This window comes from Paludibacterium sp. (assembly GCF_019232825.1).
Lineage (GTDB): Bacteria > Pseudomonadota > Gammaproteobacteria > Burkholderiales > Chromobacteriaceae > Paludibacterium.
In genome coordinates this window covers 39,546-46,796 of sequence record NZ_JAFAND010000147.1, presented here as the reverse complement: position 1 = coordinate 46,796, position 7,251 = coordinate 39,546, and the positions used below count along the sequence as shown (strand labels likewise).

Sequence of the window (7,251 nt, the reverse complement as noted above, 5' to 3'; positions counted from 1 at the left end):
GCCTTGCCTGGCGCGCCGAGCCGATCGACGCGCACACCTCATGGCTGTATCTGCCGGTGGCGGCGCGGGCGCGTGAAGTCGCGGGTTGCCTAGTGCTCACTGCCGACTAAGCCTTTCACCACGGAGGCGGGCCCCGTAGGGGGCCCGGGTCGGCACACCCCGCACCTTGTGTAGCGTGCGTTCGCGCAGCAACGCACGGCATCGCGTGCGCTTGCCTTGTGTGCTCATTTGAGCTATCTATATTGATCAAAGGAGCCGATTATGCGCAGCATCGTGAAGGATAAACCCCGGCATCGGGCTCAGGCCGAGCGTTTCTTGCGGCTGTACGAGCTGCCTCTGACCGAGCGAGTACGGCTGATCGAGGATCGTGTCAAAGCGCGCGTGTTTAAGGACATGGTGGCAGACATGGCTATGTCGCAAAAAGGTCTGGCCGAGTTGTTGCGTATCCCCGTGGCCACGGTGAATCGCAAGGCGATGAACGACGACTTGCTCAGCATCGACGAGAGCGAACGTGTGCTGAATCTGTTTGCGCTGATTGGCCAAGTACAAAAGATGGTGGCAGAAAGCGACCATGCCGAGGATTTCGATGCGCCCAAATGGGTGGCGCATTGGATTGAAGAGCCATTGCCGGCGTTGGGGGGTAAGCGTCCCGCCGAATTTCTCCATACGGCATCCGGGTTCATCATCGTTTCGGATGTGTTATCGGCGATGCAGAGTGGGGCCTATTTATGACCGTCTCGGTTTGGCGTATCGCCACTGATGCGCCGGATTACGCTGCAGACGATCTGACCGGGGCAGGGGCAAAGCTCACTGGCGGGCGCTGGAATCGCAAAGGCGTACCGATGTATTACAGCTCAGGCAGCATTGCTTTGTCTTGCCTGGAAACCGTGGTGCACTTGAATGCCGGCGGGCTGCCTCTCAACCGCTATTTGGTAGAGGTCGCGATTCCGGACGATATTTGGCAAGCGGCAGAGGCGTTTGCCAGCACAGATCACGTCGGCTGGGACGCAGAACCAGCGGGCCGGGTCAGCTTGGACTTTGGTTCGGCATGGGTCGCATCCGGCCGCTCCGTCTTGCTGCACGTACCCTCAGTGATTGTTCCGGAGGAATTAAATATCCTGATCAATCCGAGTCATCCTGACAGGCATCGACTTCGCGTCCGCAAGGTTCGCAAGTGGTTATACGACGGCAGAATCAAAAGCAGTCGTTGATCCTAGTGTGAAGAGTGATCCCCACGCTACATCGCGTGCCACACCCATTGCCGCAGCACGAAAACCACCGTCATCGTCAGGCCCACCGTGATGACGAAGCGCCGCACCGCGGGGCGGCCGATACGGCGGGCGATGCCGGCGGCGAGAATGCCGCCCGCCACCGCGCACAGCGCCATGGCCAGCACGTAAGGCCAGTCCACCAGCCCCGCGGCCACGAACACCAGTACCGCCACGCCGTTGATGCATAGCGAGAACAGACTGGTCAGCGCGCTCATTTCCAGAATGTCGGTTTGTCCGAAGGCGCTTAGCGCCGACAGCATGACGATGCTGACCCCCGCGCCGAAATAGCCGCCGTAAATGCCGATCAACAGTTGGCACGCCAGCGCGAGGCCGAGCTTGCCGCCTATACCGTGGGCAGCTTCCTTATTCGCGCCGGCCAGCCGGCGCTGAATGCCGCCCTGGACCATGAATAGCGCGGTGGCGAAGAAAATGAGGAACGGCACCATGTGCTCGAAGGTGGCCGAAGCGGTGTGCCGCAGCAGGTAAGCGCCGATGCCGCCGCCCAGCAAGCTGGGAATCACCAGCGCGCGCAAGGTGCGGTCGGTGCGGCCGAGTTCCTGGCGAAATCCCCAAATGCTGCCCAGCGATCCCGGCCAGATCGCCACGGTGCTGGTCGCGTTGGCGACGATCGGCGGCAGACCCAGGAACATCAGCGTTGGAAACGTGACCATGGTCCCGCCTCCCGCCACGGAGTTGATGGCGCCAGCCAGAAAGGCCGCACAGGCGGCCAGCAGCAAGGAAAACAGGTGAAGGTGTTGCATGGGGAAATCAAACGCCTCGTGGAATGATCGGCAAAGAGGTCTCTCAGCGCAGCTTGAATTTTACCGGTGGTGGCAAAGGGCCGGCAAACGGCCTGCCGCCAAAAAACCGGTAAATCTGTGAAGATTCGTTGCCCGCCGGGCTACGGCGCCGCTTGCCGTCGCCATTGTCCTGGTGTCGTTCCCAGGCTCTGGCGGAAGGCTTTGCCGAAAGCCGTGTCCGATTGGTAACCGACCGCGGCGGCGATATCCGCCAAGGGGCGCGGGCTGTCGCGTAATAGCCGGCAAGCGAGGGTCATGCGCAGCGCGGTCAAAAAATCGCCGGGTGTCATGCCAGCGCGTTCGCGAAAGCGGCGGGCGAAGGTGGCGCGCGACATGGCGGCGCGGTCGGCCAGGCTTTCCAGCGTCCACGGCTGCTCCGGCGCGCGCAGCATCGCTTGCGTCGCGGCGCCGAGCCGGGGGTCGGTCACCAGGGCGAGGCAGTGCGGGGCGCTGGAGGGTCGATCGGCGCAGTCGCGTAACGCATAACCCAGTAGTGCCTGCATCAGTGCCGTCAGGATGGCGGCGGCGCCGGGCAGGTTGGCGGCGCTTTCCGCGCGCAGCAGGGCGGCCAGCGTTTCCAGCGCGGCCAGGCCCGGGGTTTGATCCAAATGCGCCACCAATAGGCTGGGGACATTGGCGAGCAGCAGCTTGGCGGCGTTGGCGTCGTGGATCAGCCGTCCACACAGCAAGTCGACGGTGTGGTCCCCGTCTTGGCGCTTGAACGGCAGCGCGCCGCTGTCGTCGCTGCGCCGCGGCGCGGCATCGTCTGGCCGTGTCGCGGTGAGGCCGGTGACGCTATGGCCGACACCATGCGGCAGCAGTGCCAGACAGCCCGGCGACAAGAGATGGGCTTCGCCGCTGGCCGTGTGCAATCGGCACTGGCCGGCGAGCACCAGGTGAAAGGTGGCTTCGCCGGGCGGCAGGGGGGCGTGGGGCAGGGTGAAGCGGCTGCCTAGCAGGCAGCGCGCATCGAGCGCGACATGCGCGCGCGTCAAAGCCAGTAATGTGCTGAGCGTATCCATATGAGACGAATGATTGGTTATTGGATACTTTTATACAGTACAAGTCTCGATAGGGACAGCCATACTGCGTGCATGGCAGCCGTTGCGGTTGCCGCTCTTTAAGAACGAAAGGAACCACCATGCTGGACTGGAACGAATACCGCAAGCAACTGATGGGGCGCGTGGGCGAGCTGAGCAAATTGTCTCCGGACACGGTCAGCGGCTATCAGACGCTCTCCAACGCCGGCAAGAAAACCGACCATCTGGACGCCAAGACCCGTGAACTGATCGCGCTGGCGGTGGCGGTGACCACGCGTTGCGATGGCTGTATCGCCGTGCATGCCGACGCGGCGGTCCGCCAGGGCGCCACGCGTGAGGAGGTGGCCGAAGCGCTGGGCGTGGCGGTGGCGCTCAATGCCGGCGCCGCCATGGTCTATTCGGCCCGGGTCATGGACGCGCTGGCGAGCAGCGCACAGGCGTGAAGATATTTTGCTTGTCTGGGGGTCGGTACGGCGGATGTCGTGCCGGTTGCCGAATTAAACGATCGCCCCGGCCCAGCGCGCCTCGAGCCCGGCAAACCAGTCGGGGACGTCCGGCGCCGGCATCGGCTTGGCGAAGTAGAAGCCTTGAATGCTGTCGATACCGCTTTGGATGACGATATCCAGCTCTTCCTGGGTTTCCACGCCTTCGGCGGTGACCGGGATATCCAAGTCGACCGCGAGCTCGGCGATCTTGCGCAGCAGCACTTGGCGGCGCGTGTCTTGCGCCAAGCCCTTGATGAACAGCCGGTCGCACTTGAGGCCGGAAATCGGCAGGTCGGCCAGGAGCCCAAGGGACGAATAGCCGGTGCCGAAGTCGTCCATCACCACGCCCACGCCTTTGGCTTTGAGGCGGCGAATGGTGCGCACCATGTCGCTGCCATTGGCGATCAGCGCGTGTTCGGTGATTTCCAGCCGCACGCTGCCTGGCGGCAAGTCGCGCCGCTGCAGCTCCTGGTACATCCATTCGACGAAATGCGGTTCCAGCAGCGTGTCGGGAGAGACGTTGATATTGATGGTGGCGTCGTCAAAGCCTTGTTGACCCCAGTTGGCCAGGTGATCGAGGGCGTTGCCGATGATCAGCATGTCGACGTGCGCGCCTTGGGCTTGCAAAGTGCAGGCCAGGATGAATTTTTCCGGGTTGATGCGGCCGAGCACCGGGTCGGTGACGCGCAGCAGCGCTTCGAAATGCGCCTTGGGCTGATTGGGCGTGACAATGGGTTGAAAGTGGATGTGCAGCTGGTCCGGATGCAGCAGTTCCGGCAAGCGGTCGGCGATCAGCGCCAGTTGGTAGTCCTTGCCGGTGGCGGCGGTAATGAACGTGGCCGGGGTGGCCGCGCTACGAAAGGCGCGTTGTCGTCGCCGTTCGGAGTGTAGGGTCTGTACCTGGTCGGCGGCGATCGCCAGGCCGAAGGCGAGCACGGTGACCAGTAGGCGCACGCTGCCCGTGCTGGCGGCTTCCGGGATTCTCGGCAGCGGGAAAGTGGAGGTCAGGCACCAGTGCAACGGCAGGATCAGGCAGCCGGCGGCGGCTTTTAGCCGCCAGGTAAAGGGGGTGAACTGGCTGCCGGCCGCCTGTAGGCGTGCTTTGCGGTGTTTGAGCGCGAGGCCGGCGGCCAGAAAAATGGTGAAGACCGTCGAAGTCAACATGGCGGCGGGATCGACCACCAAGCCGCCGTGGCTGAAGCCGGTCGATAGGGTGGCGTGGCCGGCCATCATGCCGATAGCGAGACCGACCGCCGCGAGGCCGACGCGGCTTGCGCGCGTGCCGGTGCTGAGTGTGGGGATGGTGATTCGGGCGACAAAGGTGTTGATCAGCAGGGCGAGGAGCGCGGGCGCCAGGCGCAGGCCATCGGCGGCCAGGTCGGCATAAATGAAAAAACCGGTGACGTCGAGCACCCACACCAGGCCGCCAATGCTGAACGCGGCGCGCGAGGCGCGCACGAGCCTGCTGGCCGGGTCGAAGGCGTTGCTGGTTTCTTCCACCAGCTGTTGGCATAGATGCACGACCAACGCGCCCAATGCGCAATAAAACAATGAGGGCAGCCCTAGCGGAAAGGCGCGTGCGGACTCATTGAGTAGGACGATGTTCATGGGGTCTCATCGGTGGCGGTTGGGTCGGCGTGCGGATTGCATGGCGCGGCGTTTGATTTAAACTGCACCTGAATTTTATTAACTATGCATTTAAAATAGGATTTTGTCAAAAAAAATGATGTTTGTCAGTGCAAACATCATTTTTTAACACTTTGCCATGTAATCTGTTGCGCATTGCCAACGGTTTTGTGGTTTATAAGCCGGATGTATTACGTGCCGACCCGGTAGCGTGCGCTCGCGAAGCAACGCAGGGTAGGCTTCGGCATGAAAAAGGCCGCCCCGCTTTTAGGGTGTGGTCTTGACTCCCGCAGTGTCAGCGCGTGCAAGCGTAACGGCGGGAGTAGAAGCAAAATCTTAGTGGCGGGCTAGGCGCCGGGCGCGGCGTTGAGCGCCAGCATCTCGGCGGCATGGTGCCGGGTGGCGTCGGTGATTTCCACCCCGCCCAGCATGCGCGCCACTTCGGCCACGCGCTCTTGGGCATCGAGCACGCGGATGCGGCTCAGCGTCTGATTCTTCTTCACGTCCTTGCTCACTTGCCAGTGCTGGTCGCCACAGGAAGCGACTTGCGGCAGGTGGGTGACGCACAGTACCTGATAGTGCTGGCCCAGCGCCTTGAGCTTGCGCCCGACCACCTCCGCCACGCGGCCGCCGATGCCGACGTCGACTTCGTCGAAAATCAGCGTCGGCACGCGCGCGACTTGGCTGATGGCAACCTGCAGCGCCAGGCTGATGCGCGACAGTTCGCCGCCGGAAGCGATCTTGCCCAGCGGTTGCAAGCGGGTGCCGGCATTGGTGGCGACCAGATATTCAACGTCTTCCAATCCGTGCGCGCTCGGGCTGTCGAGCTCGGTCAGCGCAATGTCGAAACGCGCGCCGCTCATGGCGAGCGTCTGCATTTCCTGCGCCACACGGCGGCCCAGCTCGCCCGCCGCTTTGCGCCGCGCCGCGCCGAGCTTGCCGGCTGCCTGGCGGTAAGCGTCCTCGGCGGCGCATTCGGCCTGCGTCAATGCCGCCAGGTCCGCGGCCGCGTCGAGCGCGCTACGCTGTTGCTGCCAGTCTTCCAGGCGTTCGAGCAGCTCTTGCGGCTGGCAGCGGTATTTGCGCGCCATGCTCATCAAGGCATCCAGTCGGCGCGCCATATCCTCCAACTGCCGCGGATCGTCGTCGACGTGACTGGCGTAGTCGCGCAGACCATGCACGGCTTCGGACAGCTCGACGTCGACCGAGGTCAGCAAGGCCTGAACTTCTTCCAGACGCGGGTCGAGATGGGCGAGTTTGCCGAGCCGGTTGTGCACGGCCGCCAGGATGGACAGGCAGCTGCCATCCATTTCCGATAGGGCGTCGACCGCCATTTGCGCGCTTTGCAGCAACTCGGCGGCATTGGCCAGGCGATCGTGATTCTGATTGAGCATCTCCCATTCGCCGGGCTGGATGGCCAGCGCGGCGACATCCTGAATTTGCCAGTCGAGACGTTCGCGCTCGTTTTGCGTTTGTTGGGCGTTCTGTTCGGCGTCGCGGCGCGCGCGGCGCGCGCTTTGCCATTGCTGCCAATGGCCGGCTACCGCGTCGACCAGCGCGTCGGCGCCGGCGTAGGCGTCAAGCAGCGCGCGTTGGGTGTCCGCGCGCGACAGCGATTGGTGGGCATGCTGGCCATGAATGTCGATCAGTGCGTCGCCCAATTGTTTGAGCTGCGCCAGCGTGGCTTGCTGGCCGTTGATCAGACTTTTGGAGCGGCCGTTCTTGTCGATGACGCGCCGTAGCAATATTTCGTCGTCGTCGCCGGTCAGTTCGTTATCGGCGAGCCATTGCGCCAGATCGCCGCGGCCGTCGAGCGCGAAGCGCGCGCTGATGTCCGCGCGTTCACAGCCTTCGCGCACGATCTGCGCGCCTTCGGAGCGGTCGCCGAGCGCGAGCCCCAAGGCGTCGAGGATGATGGACTTGCCGGCGCCGGTTTCGCCGGTGAGCACGGTGAAGCCGGCGGCGAAATCGAGCGCCAGTTCGTCGACGATGACAAAGTCTTTGATGCTAAGCGATAGCAGCATGGCAG

At 63.4% G+C, this 7,251-nt stretch carries 7 protein-coding genes; 3 read left to right on the top strand and 4 right to left on the bottom strand.

What is annotated here, in order from left to right; all coding sequences use genetic code 11:
• The first annotated feature begins 261 nt into the window (after nucleotides 1-261).
• A complete protein-coding gene (locus tag JOZ06_RS19405; protein ID WP_293235478.1) occupies nucleotides 262-732 on the top strand; it encodes an antitoxin Xre-like helix-turn-helix domain-containing protein in 471 nt (156 codons plus the stop codon).
• Entirely contained in the window at nucleotides 729-1,211 is a 483-nt protein-coding gene (locus tag JOZ06_RS19400; RefSeq protein WP_293235476.1) for an RES family NAD+ phosphorylase, read from the top strand. The genes JOZ06_RS19405 and JOZ06_RS19400 overlap by 4 nt, the downstream gene beginning before the upstream one ends.
• 26 nt (nucleotides 1,212-1,237) lie before the next feature.
• On the opposite strand, the gene JOZ06_RS19395 is transcribed toward JOZ06_RS19400, so the two are convergent.
• Both JOZ06_RS19395 and JOZ06_RS19390 read right to left on the bottom strand, forming a co-directional pair.
• Nucleotides 1,238-2,032, bottom strand: coding sequence for a sulfite exporter TauE/SafE family protein (locus tag JOZ06_RS19395; RefSeq protein ID WP_293235474.1), 795 nt, complete (start codon nucleotides 2,030-2,032; stop codon nucleotides 1,238-1,240).
• Between the two features lie 140 nt (nucleotides 2,033-2,172).
• Nucleotides 2,173-3,093 carry an AraC family transcriptional regulator gene (locus JOZ06_RS19390; protein ID WP_293235472.1) on the bottom strand — a complete coding sequence of 307 codons (921 nt, stop codon included), beginning with the start codon at nucleotides 3,091-3,093 and terminating at the stop codon, nucleotides 2,173-2,175.
• A 119-nt stretch (nucleotides 3,094-3,212) separates the two neighbouring features.
• On the opposite strand from JOZ06_RS19390, the gene JOZ06_RS19385 reads away from it, so the two are divergent.
• The gene (locus JOZ06_RS19385; protein WP_293235470.1) at nucleotides 3,213-3,554 is read left to right on the top strand and encodes a carboxymuconolactone decarboxylase family protein; all 342 of its coding nucleotides are present in this window, start codon (nucleotides 3,213-3,215) and stop codon (nucleotides 3,552-3,554) included.
• Nucleotides 3,555-3,608: 54 nt separating this feature from the next.
• On the opposite strand, the gene JOZ06_RS19380 is transcribed toward JOZ06_RS19385, so the two are convergent.
• Entirely contained in the window at nucleotides 3,609-5,204 is a 1,596-nt protein-coding gene (locus JOZ06_RS19380; RefSeq protein ID WP_293235468.1) for an EAL domain-containing protein, read from the bottom strand.
• A 365-nt stretch (nucleotides 5,205-5,569) separates the two neighbouring features.
• Nucleotides 5,570-7,246 carry a DNA repair protein RecN gene (gene recN / locus JOZ06_RS19375; protein WP_293235466.1) on the bottom strand — a complete coding sequence of 559 codons (1,677 nt, stop codon included), beginning with the start codon at nucleotides 7,244-7,246 and terminating at the stop codon, nucleotides 5,570-5,572.
• Nucleotides 7,247-7,251: the final 5 nt, after the last annotated feature.

Bases quoted from the DNA above. Each gene is read 5' to 3' on its own strand.
- JOZ06_RS19380 (WP_293235468.1), bottom strand. From the start codon at position 5,204: ATGAACATCGTCCTACTCAATGAGTCCGCACGCGCCTTTCCGCTAGGG.
- JOZ06_RS19405 (WP_293235478.1), top strand. From the start codon at position 262: ATGCGCAGCATCGTGAAGGATAAACCCCGGCATCGGGCTCAGGCCGAG.
- JOZ06_RS19385 (WP_293235470.1), top strand. From the start codon at position 3,213: ATGCTGGACTGGAACGAATACCGCAAGCAACTGATGGGGCGCGTGGGC.
- JOZ06_RS19400 (WP_293235476.1), top strand. From the start codon at position 729: ATGACCGTCTCGGTTTGGCGTATCGCCACTGATGCGCCGGATTACGCT.
- JOZ06_RS19390 (WP_293235472.1), bottom strand. From the start codon at position 3,093: ATGGATACGCTCAGCACATTACTGGCTTTGACGCGCGCGCATGTCGCG.
- JOZ06_RS19395 (WP_293235474.1), bottom strand. From the start codon at position 2,032: ATGCAACACCTTCACCTGTTTTCCTTGCTGCTGGCCGCCTGTGCGGCC.
- recN (WP_293235466.1), bottom strand. From the start codon at position 7,246: ATGCTGCTATCGCTTAGCATCAAAGACTTTGTCATCGTCGACGAACTG.